This is a genomic window from Streptomyces sp. NPDC004539 (assembly GCF_040610055.1).
GTDB lineage: Bacteria > Actinomycetota > Actinomycetes > Streptomycetales > Streptomycetaceae > Streptomyces.
In genome coordinates this window covers 140,843-157,739 of the sequence record NZ_JBEXLS010000008.1, presented here as the reverse complement: position 1 = coordinate 157,739, position 16,897 = coordinate 140,843, and the positions used below count along the sequence as shown (strand labels likewise).

The window sequence follows — 16,897 nt, the reverse complement described above, 5'->3', positions numbered from 1 at the left end:
TCGCTCACGCCTCCTTGAAGGGGAAGCCGAGGTGACGAAGGAGCGCGCGGCCCTCAGCGTCGTTGGTCGCCGTGGTGACCACGGTGATGTCCATACCCCGGACACGGTCGATCTTGTCCTGGTCGATCTCGTGGAACATGACCTGCTCCGTGAGACCGAAGGTGTAGTTGCCACGGCCGTCGAACTGCTTGGGGGACAGGCCGCGGAAGTCGCGGATGCGCGGGAGCGCGAGCGACAGGGTGCGGTCCAGGAACTCCCACATGCGGTCGCCACGGAGCGTGACGTGGGCACCGATCGGCTGGCCCTCACGCAGCTTGAACTGCGCGATGGACTTACGGGCCTTGGTGACCTGCGGCTTCTGGCCGGTGATCGTGGAGAGGTCGCGGATGGCGCCCTCGATCAGCTTGGAGTCGCGGGCGGCGTCGCCCACACCCATGTTGACCACGATCTTGACGAGGCCGGGGATCTGCATGACGTTCTCGTACTTGAACTCGTCACGCAGCTTGCCCGCGATCTCCTCGCGGTACTTCGTCTTGAGACGCGGGGTCGTGGTGGTAGCCATCAGATGTCCTCACCCGTCCGCTTGGCAACGCGAACCTTGTTGCCCTCGTCGTCGAAGCGGAAACCGACCCGCGTGACGACCTTCTTGCCGTCCTTCTCCACGACCAGCTGGACGTTGGAGACGTGGATCGGAGCCTCGGTCGTGACGATGCCGCCGGCCTGCGAACCCTTGGCCGTCGGACCGGCCTTGGTGTGCTTCTTGACCCGGTTGACACCCTCGACCAGGACGCGGTCCTCGCGGGGGAAGGCCGCGATGACCTTGCCCTGCTTGCCCTTGTCCTTACCGGTGATGACCTGGACCAGGTCGCCCTTCTTGATCTTCATGCTTACAGCACCTCCGGCGCGAGCGAGATGATCTTCATGAACTTCTTCTCGCGCAGCTCACGGCCGACCGGGCCGAAGATACGGGTGCCGCGAGGGTCGCCGTCGTTCTTCAGAATGACGGCGGCGTTCTCGTCGAAGCGGATGTACGAGCCGTCCGGACGACGACGCTCCTTGACGGTGCGCACGACGACCGCCTTGACGACGTCGCCCTTCTTCACGTTGCCGCCGGGGATCGCGTCCTTGACGGTGGCAACGATGACGTCACCGATGCCCGCGTAGCGGCGACCGGAGCCACCGAGCACACGGATGCAAAGAATTTCCTTCGCTCCCGTGTTGTCGGCGACGCGCAGTCGCGACTCCTGCTGGATCACGTCTATCTCCTGTGTGTCTGCCGGTTCCCCGCAGGGGCCTCAGATGAGGCCCCTGCGGAGCCTGGCGGAACCGTCCTGCGAGGAATGCCCCGCAGGAGTGATTACTTGGCCTTTTCGAGAATCTCGACGACGCGCCACCGCTTCGTGGCGGACAGCGGCCGGGTCTCCATCAGGAGGACGCGGTCGCCGACGCCGGCGGCGTTCTGCTCGTCGTGGGCCTTGAGCTTGTTCGTACGGCGGATGACCTTGCCGTACAGCGCGTGCTTGACGCGGTCCTCGACGGCGACGACGACGGTCTTGTCCATCTTGTCGCTGACGACGAGACCCTCACGGGTCTTGCGGAAGCCGCGGGCCTCTGCGGTCTGCTCGGTCACGTTGTTCTCGCTCATCAGGCGCTCTCCACCGTCTCGATGCCCAGCTCGCGCTCACGCATCAGGGTGTAGATCCGCGCGATGTCCTTACGGACGGCCTTGAGCCGACCGTGGTTCTCGAGCTGACCCGTCGCCGCCTGGAAGCGGAGGTTGAACAGCTCTTCCTTGGCCTCGCGGAGCTTCGCGAGAAGCTCCTCGTTGCCCAGCTCGCGCAGCTCGGACGCCTTGGTACCGGCCGACATCACGCTTCACCTGCCTCGCGCTTGACGATCCGGCACTTCATCGGCAGCTTGTGGGCCGCACGCGTCAGCGCCTCACGGGCGATCTTCTCGTTGGGGTACGACAGCTCGAACATCACGCGTCCGGGCTTGACGTTGGCGATCCACCACTCCGGGGAACCCTTACCGGAACCCATGCGGGTCTCGGCGGGCTTCTTGGTGAGGGGACGGTCCGGGTAGATGTTGATCCAGACCTTGCCGCCACGCTTGATGTGACGGGTCATGGCGATACGAGCGGACTCGATCTGCCGGTTCGTCACGTACGCCGGGGTGAGGGCCTGGATGCCGTACTCGCCGAACGACACCTGGGTGCCGCCCTTGGCAGCGCCGTCCCGCTTGGGGTGGTGCTGCTTGCGGTGCTTGACCCTACGGGGGATCAGCATGTCGGTCAGCTCTCCGTTCCGGTGCTCTCGGCAGCCGGAGCGGCGGCGGGAGCCTCGGCCACGGGGGCCTCGGCGCCGGCAGCCGACTGCGGCTTACGGCCGCGCCGCTCGCCACCGCGGCCACCACGGGCCGGGCGGTCGTTCGCGCCACCGCGCGCCGGGCGGTTGCCCGCGCGGGCGGCGGCGTTCTCGGCACGGACCTCGGCGATGTTCTTGACGTCGCCCTTGTAGATCCAGACCTTCACACCGATGCGGCCGAAGGTCGTCTTGGCCTCGAAGAAGCCGTAGTCCACGTTCGCGCGGAGCGTGTGCAGGGGCACACGGCCCTCGCGGTAGAACTCCGAGCGGGACATCTCGGCGCCGCCGAGACGGCCACCGCACTGGATCTTGATGCCCTTGGCGCCGGCCTTCATGGCGGACTGCATGCTCTTGCGCATGGCCCGACGGAAGGAGACGCGGGAGGAGAGCTGCTCGGCGACGGCCTGGGCCACCAGCTGAGCGTCCGTCTCCGGGTTCTTGACCTCGAGGATGTTCAGCTGGACCTGCTTGCCGGTCAGCTTCTCCAGGTCACCGCGGATACGGTCGGCCTCGGCGCCGCGGCGGCCGATGACGATGCCGGGGCGAGCGGTGTGGATGTCCACACGGACACGGTCACGGGTGCGCTCGATCTCCACCTTCGAGATGCCGGCGCGCTCCATGCCGGACGTCATCATCCGACGGATGGCGACGTCTTCCTTGACGTAGTCCTTGTACAGCTTGTCGGCGTACCACCGGGACTTGAAGTCCGTGGTGATGCCGAGCCGGAACCCATGCGGGTTGACCTTCTGGCCCATTACCGGGTTCCTTCCTTGCTGCTGACGACCACGGTGATGTGGCTGGTCCGCTTGCGAATCCGGTAGGCACGGCCCTGGGCGCGCGGCCGGAACCGCTTCAGGGTCGGGCCCTCGTCGACGTACGCCTCGCTGATGAACAGCGACGTGGCGTCCGTGTGGTCGTAGTTGTGAGCGGCGTTGGCGATGGCGCTGTCCAGCACCTTGCCGACGGGCTCGGAAGCGGCCTGCGGGGCGAATCGCAGGACCGCCTGAGCCTCCGTGGCGTCCATGCCACGGATAAGGTCCACCACGCGGCGGGCCTTCATGGGCGTGACGCGGATGTACCGCGCCTGGGCCCTGGCTTCCATGGTTGTCCCTCTCAGTTACTTACGTGTCTGATGCGATCCGCGCTTAGCGGCGCTTCGACTTCCGGTCGTCCTTGACGTGACCCCGGAAGGTGCGCGTCGGCGAGAACTCGCCGAGCTTGTGGCCGACCATCGACTCGGTGACGAACACCGGGATGTGGGTCTTGCCGTTGTGCACCGCGATCGTGTGCCCGAGCATCGCCGGGATGATCATGGAGCGACGGGACCAGGTCTTGATGACGTTCTTGGAACCGGCTTCGTTCTGGGCGTCCACCTTCTTGATCAGGTGGTCGTCGACGAAGGGCCCCTTCTTGAGACTGCGCGGCATCTAAACCCGCTCCTAGCGCTTCTTGTTCGTCTTGCGGCGGCGGACGATGTACTTGTTCGACGCCTTCTTGGGCGAACGAGTACGACCTTCCTTCTGACCCCACGGGCTGACCGGGTGGCGACCACCGGAGGTCTTGCCCTCACCACCACCGTGCGGGTGGTCGACCGGGTTCATCGCCACACCACGCACGGTCGGGCGGACGCCCAACCAGCGCTTACGGCCGGCCTTGCCCCAGTTGATGTTCGACTGCTCGGCGTTGCCGACCTCGCCGACCGTGGCGCGGCAGCGCTGGTCGACCAGGCGGATCTCCCCGGACGGCATGCGGAGGTGGGCCATCGAGCCCTCCTTCGCGAGCAGCTGCACGGAGGTGCCGGCGGAGCGGGCGAACTTGGCGCCGCCACCGGGACGGAGCTCGATCGCGTGGATCGTGGTACCGACCGGGATGTTGCGGAGCGCCAGGTTGTTGCCGGGCTTGATGTCGGCCCCGGCACCGTTCTCGACGCGGTCGCCCTGCTGGAGGTTGCGCGGGGCGAGGATGTAGCGCTTCTCGCCGTCCGCGTAGTGCAGCAGCGCGATGCGCGCGGTGCGGTTGGGGTCGTACTCGATGTGCGCGACCTTCGCCGGCACGCCGTCCTTGTCGTGACGACGGAAGTCGATCACGCGGTAGGCGCGCTTGTGTCCGCCACCCTGGTGGCGAACGGTCACACGACCGGAGTTGTTACGACCGCCCTTGCTGTGCAGCGGGCGGACCAGCGACTTCTCCGGCGTGGACCGCGTGACCTCGACGAAGTCGGCGACGCTGGAGCCACGACGGCCCGGCGTAGTCGGCTTGTACTTGCGGATTCCCATTTCTCAGTCCTCGTCCGATATCGGACGATCCGACCCGCTTAAGCGGTCGGACCGCCGAAGATGTCGATACGGTCGCCCTCGGCCAGGGTCACGATCGCGCGCTTGCTGTCGGCACGCTTACCGAAACCGGTCTTGGTGCGCTTGCGCTTGCCCTGGCGGTTGATCGTGTTGACCCCGGTGACCTTGACCGAGAAGACCGCCTGGACGGCCTGCTTGATCTGGGTCTTGTTGGAGCCCGGCGCGACGATGAACGTGTACTTGCCCTCGTCGAGGAGCGCGTAGCTCTTCTCCGACACGACCGGCTTCAGCAGCACGTCACGGGGGTCCGTGAACGACTTGCTGACCGGGGTGACGACGGTGTTCTTGCCCTCGGCCTCGTGGCGCTTCGCCTTGGCGACGCGCGCGGCCTTCGCGGCCTTGGCGGCCTTGGGCGCGATGGAGGGGTGACGGATGGCCATCAGACCTCAGTCCCTTCGATGTCATTGGCCTTCGGGCCGGACACGAAGGACTCAAGCGCGGCCTGGGTGAAGACCACGTCGTCCGAAACGATCACGTCGTACGTGTTCAGCTGGCCCGGCTCCAGGATGTGCACCTGGGGCAGGTTGCGGGCGGACAGCCACGCGGCCTCGTCGGCGCGGTCGACGACCAGGAGCAGGTTCTTGCGCTCCGAGATCTTGCCGAACAGCGTCTTGGCGGCCTTCGTGGACGGGGTCTCGCCCTCGATCACGCCGGTGACGACGTGGATGCGGTTGTGGCGGGCCCGGTCGGTGAGGGCGTGGCGCAGGGCCGCGGCCTTCATCTTCTTGGGCGTCCGCTGCGAGTAGTCGCGCGGCTGGGGGCCGTGCACGACGCCACCGCCGGCGAACTGCGGCGCGCGGGTCGAGCCCTGACGGGCGCGGCCGGTGCCCTTCTGGCGGTAAGGCTTCTTGCCACCACCACGGACTTCGCCACGGGTCTTGGTCTTGTGCGTGCCCTGGCGGGCAGCCGCGTTCTGCGCGACGACGACCTGGTGGATCAGCGGGATGCTGACCTTCTCCACGCCGAAGATCTCCGCGGGGAGTTCGACGCTTCCGGTCTTCTCGCCGGCAGGCGAAAGGATGTCAACAGTGCTCATCGGTACCTCAGGCCCCCTTGGCCGCGGTGCGGACCAGGACGAGGCCGCCGTTCGGACCGGGGACAGCGCCCTTGATGAGCAGCAGACCCTTCTCCGCGTCAACGGCGTGGACGGTCAGGTTCTGGGTGGTGACGCGCTCGTTGCCCATGCGACCCGCCATGCGGAGGCCCTTGAACACGCGGCCCGGGGTGGCGCAGCCACCGATGGAACCGGGCGAGCGGTGCTTGCGCTGGGTGCCGTGACCGGCGCCGAGGCCCTTGAAGTTGTGACGCTTCATGACACCGGCGAAGCCCTTGCCCTTGCTCTTGCCGGTGACGTCGACCTTCACGCCCGCCTCGAAGACCTCGGCGGAGATCTCCTGGCCCAGCGTGTACTCGGAGGCGTCCGCGGTGCGGATCTCGACGAGGTGGCGACGGGGGGTGACGTCGGCCTTGGCGAAGTGGCCCTTGAGGGGCTTGTTCACCTTGCGCGGGTCGATCTCGCCGAAGGCGATCTGGACCGACTCGTAGCCGTCGACGTCGTTCGTACGGACCTGGGTGACGACGTTGGGGCCGGCCTTGACGACGGTGACCGGAACAACACGGTTGTTCTCGTCCCACACCTGCGTCATGCCGAGCTTCTCGCCCAGGATGCCCTTGATCTGCTTAGCCATTACTCAGATCACCGGCCTTCAGAGCTTGATCTCGATGTCGACACCGGCCGGGAGGTCGAGTCGCATCAGAGAGTCAACGGTCTTCGGCGTCGGGTCGAGAATGTCGATCAGGCGCTTGTGCGTGCGCATCTCGAAGTGCTCGCGCGAGTCCTTGTACTTGTGCGGCGACTTGATGACGCAGTACACGTTCTTCTCAGTGGGCAGCGGCACCGGGCCCGCGACCGACGCACCAGTGCGGGTCACCGTCTCGACGATCTTCTTCGCCGAGGAGTCGATGACCTCGTGGTCGTAGGCCTTGAGCCGGATGCGGATCTTCTGTCCCGCCATGGCTACTCAGTAGTCCTGTCTCTTCGCTCCGGAACCCGGTGTTCCTGCTCCCCGCTCCGACCCACGCGGTCGGGCGTGTCGCGCCCTCGCCGACAAAAAGTCCCCATACGGGAACCATCCACTCAACGAGGATTTCCACCGAGCTCCTGGCCGGTGCCGCACCGCGCTTCCCGAAAGATTCCCGTACGTCCGCCCCAGCGCTGCCCTTCTGGGCAGTTAAGGCGACGAGTACTGTGGGACTCGCTTCCGGTCCTCCCGGCGGGAGGCGCACAGCATCAACACTCGACCGAGCAACCCCGCTAGTCTGCCATACGGGGGGTCTGGTCCGCCAATCGGGTCGGGGAGCATACCCCGGGAGTGACGGACCTCAAACTGGGGATGTCAGCGGACGTCGACGTACAGGGCGGCGCTCGTGGCCGCGGCGGTGGCCGCGTCACCGGCGTACACCCAGCGGTAGAACCCGTCGACGGACGCGTTGACGGTCGTCTTCAACGCCCCGGCCGAGGTGGTCCGCACGGCCTTGACGGTCTTGAACGAGGTCGCGTCGACGGCCCGGAACTGGAGACTGACGTCGCGGGCGCCGTATGCGCCGGTCTTCATCGTGTCCCAGTTCACCCGGGTCAGATCGCCGGTGACGGAGATCTTCTTCCCCTTGTCGACCGTGCCGGGAGCGGCGGCGCCGGTGACCTTCGAGGCACGCTTGACGGCGACGGTCGCCCGCCGTGTCTCGTACTCCTCGATGTAGCCGCCTCCCTTCTTGATCAGCAGGATGTGCACACCGACCTTCCAGGTGGTGGCGTCGGCGTTGGAGTCGATCTCGCCCCACTTCCGGTTCGGCTCGACCAGGAAGGTCCCCTCGTACCGCCACTTCCTGGGCCCGTTCTCGTACTGCCAGTACAGGGAGCCGCGTCCGCCCATGAAGTTCTTGCGGGTGTCGGCCGCCTTCTTCAGGTCACCCCGATACAGAAAGGGGTACACCGACATCTTCGTCTTGGCGAGGTCGTACTTGGCGGGCAGGTTCGCGGCGAACCTGGCGGGGACCTCCAGCTCCCCCCGCGTGCCGACCACGATCGGCTTCCCTCCGTTGATCACGAGCCCCGTGACCGCGACCCCGGTGTCCGCCGCGTGCGCGGCCGGCACGTTCACCACCGACACCCCCACCAGCGCCGCCGTCACGGCACCCCATCTGCCTGCCCCCACCCGATTCCCTCCGCCGAATTCGAACAAGACGGTCGAAGCCTAGCCTTCGGCACGACCCGCACCGACACCGCCGAACTCTCCTGTCCCTCAGGGCAGTTCGCGGCGTAGTGCCTCGTGCAGGGCCCTGGCGACGTCGGAGGTGTCGGCTCGGGGGTCGAAGAGGGGGGCGAGTTTGTCGGTGATGGTCTGGGTGACGGCGCCGTAGAGGGGGGTGCGGGGGCGTTGGACGGCGGTGCGCAGGGCGGGGAGGAGGATGTCGCGGGTGAAGTGGATCTGGTGCGGGGGCTGTTGGGAGGCGGTGCCCGCGCCTGCCTCGCCGCCGGTCATGTCGACGTGCGTGCAGCGGGACGCCTCGTCGTAGGCGGAGGCCCGGGTCGCCGCGAACCCGGCCTGGAGGAGGCAGCGTTCGCTGTCGGCGTCGGTCAGGAAGCGGATCAGGTCGACGGTCTTGGCGGCCTTCTCGCTGGAGCCGGGGCGGGTCATCGCGAGGTTCTGGCCGCCGAGGACGGCCTTGCCGGGGAGCGGCGCCACCCCGAGGTTCCCCTTGAAGGTCTCGTACAACGCCGGGTAGGCGTAGGGCCAGTTGCGCAGGAACGAGGTCTTCCCCTGGGTGAAGTCGCTGAGGGAGTCGCCCTCGTAGGAGGTGTAGGCGTGCCCGAGGACGTACGCGGACGACGTCCGCCGGCGCAACTCCGCGACGCCCTTCTCCAGTTGGCCCTCGGTGGCCCGGTACACGCCGTGCTCGTCGGTGATGCGCAGCCCTTCGACGGCGCTGGCGAACGCCTCGACCGCGTTGACGGTCCGCCCTTCGTACGGGGCGAGTTGGGTGGTCCACCCCGCCTCCCAGCCGCGTGGCCGCTGCCGGCTCAGCTTGTCGATCGCCCCCAGTACGTCGTCCCAGCCGGCCCCGGCGCGCAGCTCCCCCACCTGGTCGCGCCGGTAGTACAGCAGCCCGACGTCGCTGTTGAACGGCACCGCGTACCGCTTCCCCGCCCAGAACGACGTCTCGTCCACGGCCCCGACGAGATCCCGCACGTCGGTGACGGCGTTCTCCGGGAGCGGCTGGACGAGCTTGGCCGCGGCGAACTCCGGTACCCACGTCACATCGAGGTTGACGACGTCGTACGAGGCGCTTCCCGACTGCAACGCGCCCAGCAGCTGGCTGCGTTGCTGGTCCGCCGAGCCGGGCAGCTCGACCAGCCTCGCCTGGTAGCCGTCCGCCCCCTGCCGGGCGTTCCACGCGTCGATCAGCCGCTGCCGGATACCGTCGGTGACGTCCCGCCCGCTCGCGACGACGATCCGCCGGGGTTCCCGATCGGGCGGGCCGGCGTCGGGGGCGGCGGTGGTGCAGCCGGAGAGGGCGGCGAGGGTGGTGAGGGTGAGGAGAACGGCGGTGAGGCGCAGGCGAGTTGACGAGCGCGCCCGCGCCGGGTGCGGCACTCCGCCGCTGCCTGTCGTCATTTCTCCCCCGTCCCGGTCCGCGCGACCTCGTCCCGCAGGGCCGCCCCCAGATCGTCCCCGGGGTCCAGACAGCGCCCCTCCGAGGCGACGGAGACGACCGCGTCGGCCCGTCCCGCCTCGCACCCGCCGGTCACCAGCGACACCATGGTCACCGGGACGCCCGTCCCCCGGGCCAGCCCGAGCAGTTCGTCCAAGTCCCGTCCCGCCAGCCGGTTGTTGTCCTCGTCGTCGGTCAAGTAGACGATCAGCCGGGGCCGTTGGCTGTCGGTGCCCTGCTGCCTCATGAACTCCAGCGCGTCCCGCAGCGCCCGGAAGGGATCGGCCTCGGCGTCCTTGACCCCCGCCTTCTGGGCGGCGGTCAGGGCCCGTTCGGCGTCGGCCCGTCTGTGCGAGGCGAACGGCAGCAGCTCGGTGTGGGTGCGGCCGGGCGCGGTCCCGGCGACCGCCCACACCCCGTACTGGTCCTTCTTCTCGTCGAGCCCGACCAGCGACTGCTGGAGCAGGCTGGGCCCGCCGCTCGGCCCCTGCCAGAGGTTGTCCATGGACCCGGAGCTGTCGAGCAGGAACAACACCTGCCCGGGACCACGGGAGTTGCGGTAGCGGTCCAGTGTGGAGTTCATCGCGGACGCCTCGGCGAACCGCGCGGGCACCCCGGGGTCGGGCAGCACGCCGGGCGGGGTCGCGCCGAGCAGCCGGCCGAGTTCCGTCGGCGCGCGGAAGCCGTGCGCGCCGAGCACGCCCTGCCCGTCCGGCCCGGTCAGCCAGCGCCGGAACCGCTCCACCTCGCCTGCGCGCGCCTCGGCGTCCCGGTCGCCGTCCTCCCAGGTGACGCGGACGAACGCGGGGGCGAGGCCGGGGACGTCGTCGGGGTAGAGGGCGGTACGGGAGGTCCAGCCGCCGCCGGGACAGTCACCGCCGAGGGCGAACTCCGGTACGAGGACGGCGTTCTTGTCGTCGCCGCACAGCAATTCGGCGGCGGTACGGGCGGGTTGGCCGGGGTAGGCGACCTTGTGCTCGGCGCTGCGGGCGTCGGCCGACTCGGCGTACAGTCCCGCGGTCGCGAGGAGCGCGGCGTCCGTGAAGTCCGGGTCGGGGCGCCGGACTTCGGCGCCGTCGGTGTCGTCGGCGGCCTCGAAGTCGGCGACCGTGCGGGCGAGGGAGCGGCCGGTGCGGGCGCCGACGTTCGTGCCGGGGACGGCGAGGACGAGCGGCGAATAGGCCAACGGGCCGCCGACCGGGGTGAGATGGGCGAACGTGCGGTCGTCGCGTTCGGGCTGGACGCGGTCGAGGTCGGCGCGGGTGGCGGGAATCCAGATGTCCGGCTGGGGGCCGACGTCCCGCTGCGGGTCGTCGTTGGGGAGCGGGCGCTGCCAGTAGTCGGTGCGGTCGCGCAGGGCGGTGACGACGTCGGCGGAGCGGGCGCTGTACACGCCGATGCCGCTTCTCCTGCACCCGTCGGGGGAGTTGGCGTCGGAGGCGGTGTAGGTGTTCGCGGCGGCGGTGAGGGCGGGTTCGAGGTCGGGGTCGGTGAGGAGGCGCAGGTGCAGGGGCGGGGCGCAGGTCTCGTCGTCGTCGGCGAGTACGGCGAGGGCGCCGGTCGCGGTGGCGGCGAGGGCGAGGAGGAGGGTGAGGGCGAGGCGGACGGCGGGGGTGCCGCGGAGGGCGAGGCGCCGGCCGTGTCCGAGGGGGCCTCGGCGCGGGGCCGCTCGCGGGGGACCTGCCGGTTCGGGGCGGCCGGTCGCGCCCAGCAGGACGTCCTCGCCCTGCTCCCACTCGGCCTGCGGTGCCTGGACGTCCTTGGAGAGCGTGGGGACGGCCGCCGCCCGCATCCGTTCCTTCAGCCCTTCGTACACCGCCGACAGCCACAACGCCCCTCCCCCGCCCATGACTTGGATCAGTTCATGGGTGAACGGGGTGGGTCCGCTGTGGTCGCCCGGGTCGATGAGGCGGTTGGACTGGACGCTCATCAGCAGCAGGATCTCGCGGCGGCGCCGGTGGTCGTCGAGGCGGTGCCAGATGCCGGCCGCGTTGCCCGCGTAGCAGCAGTCCAGGATCACCATCACGCGTTCGGCGCGGCTCGCGGCGAGTTCGGCGAGGACGTCGCTGAAGCGGACGGCGCCGGAGAAGGCGTCGCCCTTGCCGCGGACCATGCGGGCGTTGCGGGCCTGGAGGAAGAGTTCGTCGCCGGACGTCGAGACGATGCCGTGTCCGGCGAAGTAGAAGAGCAGCAGCCCTCGGGCGTCCCGGGTGGCTCGGTGGAGCGCGTCGGAGAAGTCGTCCTGGGAGGGTGAGGCGTACACGCTCACCTCGTCGGGCCCGAACACCCCGCCGTGGCGCAGGACATCGCCGAGCCCCTTGCGGTTGTGCCGTACGGCCGCCAGGTGCCCGGCCACGCCGTCCTCGTCGCCGTCCGCCCGGGTGTGGTCGTACTCGGACACGCCGACGATCAGCGCCCGGTTGACCTTGCCGCGCGGGTCGAAGCCGCTCACGGGCTATTCCTGGTCGGGTTCCAACGGCTCGACGCGCGGATCAGGGAGCGCGGTGCCCCGCTCCACGTGCCGCCGATTCTCCTTCCACGAGTCGACGGACCGTTTGGTCCACCCCAACAACGTCCCGGTGGCCACCGCCCCCTCCACCAACTGCAACACCAACTCCAGCTCGAACCCCATATGTTCGCGCCCCTCACCCCCACGGGCGCGCTCCTCGATCCTCAACTTCCCCTCCCGCACCAGCCTCCCCAACGGCTCCTCCCGCTCCAGCCACGCCTTCAACGCCCCGACGTCGCCCCGACTCCCGTCCAACCGAACCCGCACACCCGATCCGGCCCCTGCTTCCCCGTCAGCCATACGCCTCATGATGGCACCGGGTCCATGGGCAGGGGGAGTCTTTGGACACAACCACCAAAACGGAACCTCACCACAACTGCCGGTCGCCCTGCCACGCGACTGATGTGAGCCCGGCCAGACCGCCGTTGACCGTGCCCTTATAGGTCACGATCCGCCCGGGACCGACTTCACGCGCCACCCGCCGCGCCAGTTCCGCCCCTTCCCGGAACAGCCGGTCCCACACCGAGGCGTACTTGCCCTCCACCCGGTCACGCAGGTCCAGGTTGACCGTGGCGTCGACGCTCCCCGCCCACGCGTAGAGACCGGCGACGAGGTCGTCCGGCAGGTACAGCCCGGCAGCGGGATCGTCCGGGAAGAAGTCCCCGAACCCGTCGGCCCGCAGCGGACCGTACTGGAACTCCCCCTCGACAGTGATGTCGAGGGGCAGTGGTGGGCTGTCGTGCGGATCGCGCATCCAGTGCAGACGGTCGCAACTCCAGCACAGCCACTTGATCTGACGGTGCCTTTCGTCCTAGTACCGGACCGCCCAGGACGGGCCAAGATGCCGAGCGAGACGCTGAGAGACCCCCAAGCCCTCCACCGAGCGAACCAACGACCGGTCCCGCAACGCACCGACCAGATCCGCGGGCAGCGCAAGCCCTCTGTCGTCCAGCCGAACACCGACCCCGAACGCCTCCACACGCTCAGCCCACCACCCGCCTTCACGTGCCGCATACAGCGGAGACTCCCCACCCCGGTCCTGGACGAGCATGTGCCGCGGCTCTTCATAGGTCATACAGCCCACTTCCCACGACACGGTCTACCGGACAAGATCTTCAACCTCGTCGACGTGATACTCCCCGTACCCGAACCGCTCACCGATCACCTGATACCGCTCGTACCGCTCCTCCGTCACCCTTGCGGACACTCATGCCGTGGCCCACCGGCCGAGCGGCCAGAAGGCCGACGGCAAGCCGCCCCGGGGAACACAATCGCTCGGTCAGGCCGGTGAGACCGAAGTCATCGGAGTAACCCAACTCGACGTACGTCGACGGCTTTTGCGGCATCAGTCATGTCCAATGCGGGTCGTTCGATCAGGCCGTCCGACTTCGCCGCCGTCAGGGGTTCGGAACTGGTGGATCGAGCAGTCGGGCCCGGCGGAGTCGAGGGCCTCTCGAAGCTGTACCTCAAGGACCGCACCGTCATGGCCCTCGTCCAGGCCGCCTCGGAGGACGGCGTACGCGCCGCCGCGCTGCTCACGTCCGACCCGGAGGACCTCGGCCCGCTCCGCGGACCCGCCGTCGAGATCCTCAAGATCTGAACGGGCCGTTCAGTGGGAGGTGGTGTGGGTGATGAAGGTGGTCCAGGTGGTGGGGGTGACCTGGAAGACGGGACTGGTGGCCGGCAGTTTGGAGTCGCGGATGTGGACGCAGGTGGGGGTGGTGGCGATTTCGATGCAGTTCTCGCCGTTGGGGCCGTCGCTGTAGGTGCTCTTGAACCAGTTCAGGGCGACCTCGACACAGGACTCTCCGTTGGTGCCGCCGCTGTAGCTGCTTTTGAACCACGCCAGTTCGGGGAGGTCACCGGCGAGGGCCTTGCGGATCATGTTTCTCCCAGCAGTTGTTCGATGAAGGCCAACGACTCCCGAGGCGAGAGGGCCAACGCTCGGATCGTGCCATATTGCAGTTCGATGATGCGGAGTTGTTTCGCTTCCTTGGTGGGTCGCCCGTAAAAGAGGCCGTCGGCACGAGCCGCCACTGCGCCATCGGTGAACTTCAACAGCTCCATCCTGCCGTCCAGGCCCGGATGAGGGTCGCTGTTGGTCGGCATGACCTGAAGGGTGACGAAGTCCAAGCACGCCACCTCCAGCAGGTGTTCGAGCTGCCGCTTCCAGGCCATTGTGCCCCCAACCCGACGGCGCAGCGGCGCCTCTTCCACCACGAAGTGCATGGAAGGCGCAGGTTTCCGTTCGAAGACCGACTTGCGAGCCATACGCGCCGCCAGCAGCCGCTCCACGTCCTTCTCCGAGTAGGTCGGCTTGAAGGCCCGCAGAAGGGCTTCCGCGTGCACAGGCGTCTGCAACAGCCCAGGAACGATGTTGTTCTCGTACACCCCGATCTCGACGGCCGCCCCCTCCATCTTCCCCAAGTCCCGCACCTTCTTCGGGTACCGAACCTTCTGCACGTTCTCCTTCAGCTCCGCGATCATCCCCCCGGCGTCCAGCGCCTCGTCCGCCCGGTCATAGAAGTCCAGCCGCGCCGGAATCCGCTCGCCCCGTTCGATCTTGTAGATCATGTCCTCGCTGTAGTTGACCAGCCTCCCGAACTGCACCGCCCGCATCTTCCGCAGCTCGCGCCACTTCTTGATCTGACGGCCGGCGGTCTCCAGTACCGCGAGCCCCCACTCGTCGTCGGGGTCAGGAGCCCAACCCGGCTCCTCCTCGCCCTCGTTGACCTGCTGAACGTTCTCCGTCATGGCCCGCCCTTCCACTCCGCGCAGCGCCCTCCTCGCGACGCCAGGTACCCAAGCAACGCCCTAGACCCCCTAGACGCCACTAGACAGCGCCAAGACAGTCACCGTACGCAGTCGGGAAGTAGCCGATAACGGTAGCCACCCACCGCCACCCTGGGTGACATGAACGATGGATCTCCCCAAACCCCCATCCCCGCCCGCACCTTCGCCGTCCAACTCTCCCCCACCCGCAGGGGCGCCCGCCTCGCCCGACTGCTCGTCACGGAACAACTCCGCTGCTGGGGACTCCCGTTGTACCCGGCGCAACAGGTCATCGCCGAGCTGGCGAACAACGCGGCCACGCACGGCCGGGTCCCCGGCAGAGACTTTCGGGTCGCCATGTACGTCACCGGCGACACCCTCCGCCTGGAGGTCACCGACACCCGCGACGACCGCGTCCCCCGTCACCAACCCCCCATCGAGGACGGCGAGTCGGGGCGGGGGCTGGCGTTGGTCGAGGCGATGACGGAGCGGTGGGGAGTGGCGTTCGGGCCGACCCCCCGGAAGACCGTGTGGGCGGAGATCGGCCTCCGCGGCGACCGGCTCGCGGGGAACGCCGTACCGGTGAACGACGGGGCGGTGGGCAGGAGTTCGGTCCGACGCGAGGTCAACCACCAGTAAGTACCGGGGGAAAGTACCTCTCCAAACCCCCTCCGTCCCCCACGGCCCGAAGGCGAAGCTCTCCGCAAAGCTTGACATCGCAAAAGCGGTCGGTCGTATGCTCGCGGCAACTCGAACGCACCACACGACAAGTCGGCCCCCGCCGGGACTCGGAATCCCGGACGAGGGCCTGACCACCTAGGAAGCAAGACCTTCCCGATGGCTGATGAAGACCTTAGCGTGCCCCCGCACGCCCACGCTCTCCCCCTCCCCACCGAATTCGCCCCGCAAGGTGTCACCCACGCCAACACCCCCCACCGTTCCCACTTCACGGTGATCGGCAACCACCTCGCGCAGCACACGGACTTGAGCCTCACGGCGATCGGCCTCGCGGCCCACATCCAGTCGCTCCCCACCGGCACCCGCGTCGACATCAAGACCCTCAACGGGAAGTTCGACGAGGGAGAGGTCCGCATCGCGCGCGCCCTGCGGGAGCTGGAGACTCACGGGTACCTGCGCCGCGTACACCAACGCCTCGCGTCGGGCCACGTCGTGACCAGGACGGTGTCGTACAACAACCCGGGCACGCGTCCGCCCGTACCCCCCACCCCGGACCCCCCGCGCAAGCCCCGTCCCCCGGCACCGCAACCCCCGAACACGCCTGAGCCCCACAGCGCGTCGGAACCTCCCACACCCCCCACACCCCCCAAACCAAGCCCCCCGCTCCCCACCCCCACCACGGACGACCCCGAGCACAACGAGTCCGCCGAGATCCTCCTCACCACCCTCCACCTCACCGACGCCCGCCTCCTGCTCCGCCGCAAGGACGTCGCCGCCCTCACCCCTGCGGTCGCCACCTGGCTCGAACGGGGCGTCCCCCTCCAGAGAATCCACACCGCCCTGACGACGACCCTCCCCACCCCCCTCCACCACGCCCCAGCCCTCCTGGCCCACCGCCTCACCGAACACCTCCCTCCCCCACTCCCCCCGGCCCCGCCCCGCCGACACCCCCTCACCCCGTGCGAATCCTGCGACCGCGCCATCAGAGCCCCCCAGGGCTCCCACTGCCGCGACTGCCGCCCCACCGAACACGCGGAGGCCGCCTGACCCCCCACCGCTACCGGGCGCTGCGCAACACCGTCGACTCCATCGACGACACCATCCCCGGTACCTTCGAAATCACCCGCGAGGGCATCGTCCACGACCTCCGAGACCCCTCCGGCCGCCACGAACTCACCCTCACCCGCCTCCGCAGACGCCTCGACGCACGACTCCCGGAAGACACCGTCGCCCACACGGGAAACCCCGACGACGTCACGATCGTCGACTGGACGATCTCCACGGAGGACCTCCCCCTGTACGACCAGTGACCCCCGCGCACAAAGGGGCGACCGCGCCGGTGGAACCCCCGTCCCCACCGGCGCCGCCGCCCCACCCCCGGTGCGCGTACCGGTGCCCCCCAGCCTCCCGTACCCAGGGACGAGGGTCACGCATTTCAAAGACGATCGAAACGTCACCGCCCCCGGCTCGACACCGAAGCCCTTCGGCCCGGCGCTCTCTCGACC

At 68.7% G+C, this 16,897-nt stretch carries 25 protein-coding genes; 4 read left to right on the top strand and 21 right to left on the bottom strand.

Going from position 1 to position 16,897, the window contains the following annotated elements:
- Positions 1-4 precede the first annotated feature (4 nt).
- The 19 genes from rplE to ABZX85_RS18755 form a co-directional block, all read right to left on the bottom strand.
- Entirely contained in the window at positions 5-562 is a 558-nt protein-coding gene (gene rplE, locus ABZX85_RS18845) for a 50S ribosomal protein L5 (protein ID WP_355869344.1), read from the bottom strand.
- Entirely contained in the window at positions 562-885 is a 324-nt protein-coding gene (gene rplX, locus ABZX85_RS18840) for a 50S ribosomal protein L24 (protein ID WP_355869341.1), read from the bottom strand. Before rplX ends, rplE begins: the two co-directional genes overlap by 1 nt.
- A 2-nt stretch (positions 886-887) precedes the next feature.
- Positions 888-1,256: a 50S ribosomal protein L14 gene (rplN, locus tag ABZX85_RS18835; RefSeq protein WP_055718836.1), complete on the bottom strand. Its 369-nt coding sequence runs from the start codon at positions 1,254-1,256 to the stop codon at positions 888-890.
- 101 nt (positions 1,257-1,357) lie between these two features.
- Positions 1,358-1,645 (bottom strand): 30S ribosomal protein S17, encoded by a 288-nt coding sequence (gene rpsQ / locus ABZX85_RS18830; protein WP_009327090.1) that lies wholly within the window; start codon positions 1,643-1,645, stop codon positions 1,358-1,360.
- Positions 1,645-1,869, bottom strand: coding sequence for a 50S ribosomal protein L29 (rpmC, locus tag ABZX85_RS18825; protein ID WP_003974259.1), 225 nt, complete (start codon positions 1,867-1,869; stop codon positions 1,645-1,647). Before rpmC ends, rpsQ begins: the two co-directional genes overlap by 1 nt.
- Entirely contained in the window at positions 1,869-2,288 is a 420-nt protein-coding gene (gene rplP, locus ABZX85_RS18820; RefSeq protein ID WP_355869336.1) for a 50S ribosomal protein L16, read from the bottom strand. The genes rpmC and rplP overlap by 1 nt, the downstream gene beginning before the upstream one ends.
- Before the next feature lie 5 nt (positions 2,289-2,293).
- On the bottom strand, positions 2,294-3,121 hold the full coding sequence (gene rpsC, locus ABZX85_RS18815; protein ID WP_355869333.1) for a 30S ribosomal protein S3: 828 nt from the start codon (positions 3,119-3,121) through the stop codon (positions 2,294-2,296).
- Complete coding sequence (gene rplV, locus ABZX85_RS18810) at positions 3,121-3,468, bottom strand: 50S ribosomal protein L22 (protein ID WP_055718839.1); 348 nt, start codon at positions 3,466-3,468, stop codon at positions 3,121-3,123. The genes rpsC and rplV overlap by 1 nt, the downstream gene beginning before the upstream one ends.
- Before the next feature lie 43 nt (positions 3,469-3,511).
- Complete coding sequence (gene rpsS / locus ABZX85_RS18805) at positions 3,512-3,793, bottom strand: 30S ribosomal protein S19 (protein ID WP_010986346.1); 282 nt, start codon at positions 3,791-3,793, stop codon at positions 3,512-3,514.
- Between the two features lie 12 nt (positions 3,794-3,805).
- Positions 3,806-4,642, bottom strand: coding sequence for a 50S ribosomal protein L2 (gene rplB, locus ABZX85_RS18800; RefSeq protein WP_355869329.1), 837 nt, complete (start codon positions 4,640-4,642; stop codon positions 3,806-3,808).
- Between the two features lie 38 nt (positions 4,643-4,680).
- Positions 4,681-5,100 carry a 50S ribosomal protein L23 gene (gene rplW / locus ABZX85_RS18795; RefSeq protein WP_355869326.1) on the bottom strand — a complete coding sequence of 140 codons (420 nt, stop codon included), beginning with the start codon at positions 5,098-5,100 and terminating at the stop codon, positions 4,681-4,683.
- Positions 5,100-5,756 carry a 50S ribosomal protein L4 gene (rplD, locus tag ABZX85_RS18790; protein WP_355869324.1) on the bottom strand — a complete coding sequence of 219 codons (657 nt, stop codon included), beginning with the start codon at positions 5,754-5,756 and terminating at the stop codon, positions 5,100-5,102. The genes rplW and rplD overlap by 1 nt, the downstream gene beginning before the upstream one ends.
- 7 nt (positions 5,757-5,763) lie before the next feature.
- A complete protein-coding gene (rplC, locus tag ABZX85_RS18785) occupies positions 5,764-6,408 on the bottom strand; it encodes a 50S ribosomal protein L3 (protein ID WP_005481233.1) in 645 nt (214 codons plus the stop codon).
- A gap of 18 nt (positions 6,409-6,426) precedes the next feature.
- Entirely contained in the window at positions 6,427-6,735 is a 309-nt protein-coding gene (gene rpsJ, locus ABZX85_RS18780) for a 30S ribosomal protein S10 (RefSeq protein ID WP_003948644.1), read from the bottom strand.
- Between the two features lie 381 nt (positions 6,736-7,116).
- Complete coding sequence (locus tag ABZX85_RS18775) at positions 7,117-7,935, bottom strand: hypothetical protein (RefSeq protein ID WP_355869322.1); 819 nt, start codon at positions 7,933-7,935, stop codon at positions 7,117-7,119.
- Positions 7,936-8,022: 87 nt separating this feature from the next.
- The gene (locus tag ABZX85_RS18770; RefSeq protein ID WP_355869319.1) at positions 8,023-9,396 is read right to left on the bottom strand and encodes an extracellular solute-binding protein; all 1,374 of its coding nucleotides are present in this window, start codon (positions 9,394-9,396) and stop codon (positions 8,023-8,025) included.
- The gene (locus ABZX85_RS18765) at positions 9,393-11,885 is read right to left on the bottom strand and encodes a caspase family protein (RefSeq protein WP_355869316.1); all 2,493 of its coding nucleotides are present in this window, start codon (positions 11,883-11,885) and stop codon (positions 9,393-9,395) included. The genes ABZX85_RS18770 and ABZX85_RS18765 overlap by 4 nt, the downstream gene beginning before the upstream one ends.
- Before the next feature lie 3 nt (positions 11,886-11,888).
- The gene (locus ABZX85_RS18760) at positions 11,889-12,242 is read right to left on the bottom strand and encodes a hypothetical protein (RefSeq protein ID WP_355869313.1); all 354 of its coding nucleotides are present in this window, start codon (positions 12,240-12,242) and stop codon (positions 11,889-11,891) included.
- A 67-nt stretch (positions 12,243-12,309) separates the two neighbouring features.
- The gene (locus ABZX85_RS18755) at positions 12,310-12,696 is read right to left on the bottom strand and encodes a hypothetical protein (protein WP_355869310.1); all 387 of its coding nucleotides are present in this window, start codon (positions 12,694-12,696) and stop codon (positions 12,310-12,312) included.
- A 660-nt stretch (positions 12,697-13,356) separates the two neighbouring features.
- On the opposite strand from ABZX85_RS18755, the gene ABZX85_RS18750 reads away from it, so the two are divergent.
- On the top strand, positions 13,357-13,542 hold the full coding sequence (locus ABZX85_RS18750; protein WP_355869307.1) for a hypothetical protein: 186 nt from the start codon (positions 13,357-13,359) through the stop codon (positions 13,540-13,542).
- 9 nt (positions 13,543-13,551) lie between these two features.
- Here ABZX85_RS18750 and ABZX85_RS18745 read toward each other — a convergent pair whose 3' ends face one another.
- On the bottom strand, positions 13,552-13,827 hold the full coding sequence (locus ABZX85_RS18745; protein ID WP_355869304.1) for a DUF397 domain-containing protein: 276 nt from the start codon (positions 13,825-13,827) through the stop codon (positions 13,552-13,554).
- Positions 13,824-14,696 (bottom strand): helix-turn-helix transcriptional regulator, encoded by an 873-nt coding sequence (locus ABZX85_RS18740; protein ID WP_355869301.1) that lies wholly within the window; start codon positions 14,694-14,696, stop codon positions 13,824-13,826. The genes ABZX85_RS18745 and ABZX85_RS18740 overlap by 4 nt, the downstream gene beginning before the upstream one ends.
- 159 nt (positions 14,697-14,855) lie before the next feature.
- Here ABZX85_RS18740 and ABZX85_RS18735 point away from each other — a divergent pair, with 159 nt between their 5' ends.
- From ABZX85_RS18735 to ABZX85_RS18725, 3 genes are all read left to right on the top strand, one after another.
- Positions 14,856-15,353 carry an ATP-binding protein gene (locus ABZX85_RS18735; protein WP_355869299.1) on the top strand — a complete coding sequence of 166 codons (498 nt, stop codon included), beginning with the start codon at positions 14,856-14,858 and terminating at the stop codon, positions 15,351-15,353.
- A gap of 219 nt (positions 15,354-15,572) precedes the next feature.
- Entirely contained in the window at positions 15,573-16,439 is an 867-nt protein-coding gene (locus tag ABZX85_RS18730) for a helix-turn-helix domain-containing protein (RefSeq protein ID WP_355869297.1), read from the top strand.
- A complete protein-coding gene (locus ABZX85_RS18725) occupies positions 16,352-16,702 on the top strand; it encodes a hypothetical protein (protein ID WP_355869294.1) in 351 nt (116 codons plus the stop codon). Before ABZX85_RS18730 ends, ABZX85_RS18725 begins: the two co-directional genes overlap by 88 nt.
- Positions 16,703-16,897: the final 195 nt, after the last annotated feature.

Bases quoted from the DNA above. Each gene is read 5' to 3' on its own strand.
- rplE (WP_355869344.1), bottom strand. From the start codon at position 562: ATGGCTACCACCACGACCCCGCGTCTCAAGACGAAGTACCGCGAGGAG.
- rplX (WP_355869341.1), bottom strand. From the start codon at position 885: ATGAAGATCAAGAAGGGCGACCTGGTCCAGGTCATCACCGGTAAGGAC.
- rpsQ (WP_009327090.1), bottom strand. From the start codon at position 1,645: ATGAGCGAGAACAACGTGACCGAGCAGACCGCAGAGGCCCGCGGCTTC.
- rpmC (WP_003974259.1), bottom strand. From the start codon at position 1,869: ATGTCGGCCGGTACCAAGGCGTCCGAGCTGCGCGAGCTGGGCAACGAG.
- rplP (WP_355869336.1), bottom strand. From the start codon at position 2,288: ATGCTGATCCCCCGTAGGGTCAAGCACCGCAAGCAGCACCACCCCAAG.
- rpsC (WP_355869333.1), bottom strand. From the start codon at position 3,121: ATGGGCCAGAAGGTCAACCCGCATGGGTTCCGGCTCGGCATCACCACG.
- rplV (WP_055718839.1), bottom strand. From the start codon at position 3,468: ATGGAAGCCAGGGCCCAGGCGCGGTACATCCGCGTCACGCCCATGAAG.
- rpsS (WP_010986346.1), bottom strand. From the start codon at position 3,793: ATGCCGCGCAGTCTCAAGAAGGGGCCCTTCGTCGACGACCACCTGATC.
- rplB (WP_355869329.1), bottom strand. From the start codon at position 4,642: ATGGGAATCCGCAAGTACAAGCCGACTACGCCGGGCCGTCGTGGCTCC.
- rplW (WP_355869326.1), bottom strand. From the start codon at position 5,100: ATGGCCATCCGTCACCCCTCCATCGCGCCCAAGGCCGCCAAGGCCGCG.
- rplD (WP_355869324.1), bottom strand. From the start codon at position 5,756: ATGAGCACTGTTGACATCCTTTCGCCTGCCGGCGAGAAGACCGGAAGC.
- rplC (WP_005481233.1), bottom strand. From the start codon at position 6,408: ATGGCTAAGCAGATCAAGGGCATCCTGGGCGAGAAGCTCGGCATGACG.
- rpsJ (WP_003948644.1), bottom strand. From the start codon at position 6,735: ATGGCGGGACAGAAGATCCGCATCCGGCTCAAGGCCTACGACCACGAG.
- ABZX85_RS18770 (WP_355869319.1), bottom strand. From the start codon at position 9,396: ATGACGACAGGCAGCGGCGGAGTGCCGCACCCGGCGCGGGCGCGCTCG.
- ABZX85_RS18760 (WP_355869313.1), bottom strand. From the start codon at position 12,242: ATGGCTGACGGGGAAGCAGGGGCCGGATCGGGTGTGCGGGTTCGGTTG.
- ABZX85_RS18755 (WP_355869310.1), bottom strand. From the start codon at position 12,696: ATGCGCGATCCGCACGACAGCCCACCACTGCCCCTCGACATCACTGTC.
- ABZX85_RS18745 (WP_355869304.1), bottom strand. From the start codon at position 13,827: ATGATCCGCAAGGCCCTCGCCGGTGACCTCCCCGAACTGGCGTGGTTC.
- ABZX85_RS18740 (WP_355869301.1), bottom strand. From the start codon at position 14,696: ATGACGGAGAACGTTCAGCAGGTCAACGAGGGCGAGGAGGAGCCGGGT.
- ABZX85_RS18735 (WP_355869299.1), top strand. From the start codon at position 14,856: ATGAACGATGGATCTCCCCAAACCCCCATCCCCGCCCGCACCTTCGCC.